At 61.5% G+C, this 574-nt stretch carries 1 protein-coding gene; it reads right to left on the minus strand.

The window, feature by feature from the left end:
* Positions 1–62 precede the first annotated feature (62 nt).
* Positions 63–377: a hypothetical protein gene (locus EN780_RS36930; RefSeq protein ID WP_128276628.1), complete on the minus strand. Its 315-nt coding sequence runs from the start codon at positions 375–377 to the stop codon at positions 63–65.
* Positions 378–574 lie beyond the last annotated feature (197 nt).

Below are 574 nucleotides of genomic sequence, written 5' to 3' on the forward strand. Positions count from 1 at the left end.
GTCCCGACCCCCCTGGACCATCCGGCCATGAAAAAGCAATCCCGGTGGGAGGAGATCGGGACTTAGGCCGCCTTCTTGGCGACGTGCTTCTTCACATGGTGCTTCTTCACGTGATGCTTCTTGACGTGATGCTTGCGGTGCTTCTTCAGGTGATGCTTGCGGGCGTGATGCTTGTGATGCTTCTTGTGCTTCTTGTGATAGGTGGCCTTGGCGGCGGGCTTCGCCGTCTCGGTGGTCGCGGCCGGAGCAGCAGTGGTGGTGGTCGTCGTCGCGGCAGGGGTGGTGGTGCCCGCGTTGGCGGCGCTGGTGCCGAGCGCCGGCACCGCGAAGGCGAGCGCGACGGCCAGGCCGAGAACGGAGAGAAGGGTCTTTTTCATAATCGGCATTTCCTTTTCGAAGATCGATATGTCGCTTGCCGCACCCGGCTGCTCCGGGAATGGTTATGCCACCCGGTGTTTTCGCGAGTTTTTCCCAACTGTTGAATCTTGTTTCTGGATTGTTTCCGCCGGGCGGGGCCACCGCTGGCGCCAGATGTTCGCGGCAGTCCAGCCGGAACTGGCGCAACGGACGAAAT

This window comes from Mesorhizobium sp. M4B.F.Ca.ET.089.01.1.1, assembly GCF_004022605.1.
In the GTDB taxonomy this organism is placed as follows: Bacteria; Pseudomonadota; Alphaproteobacteria; order Rhizobiales; family Rhizobiaceae; genus Mesorhizobium; species Mesorhizobium abyssinicae.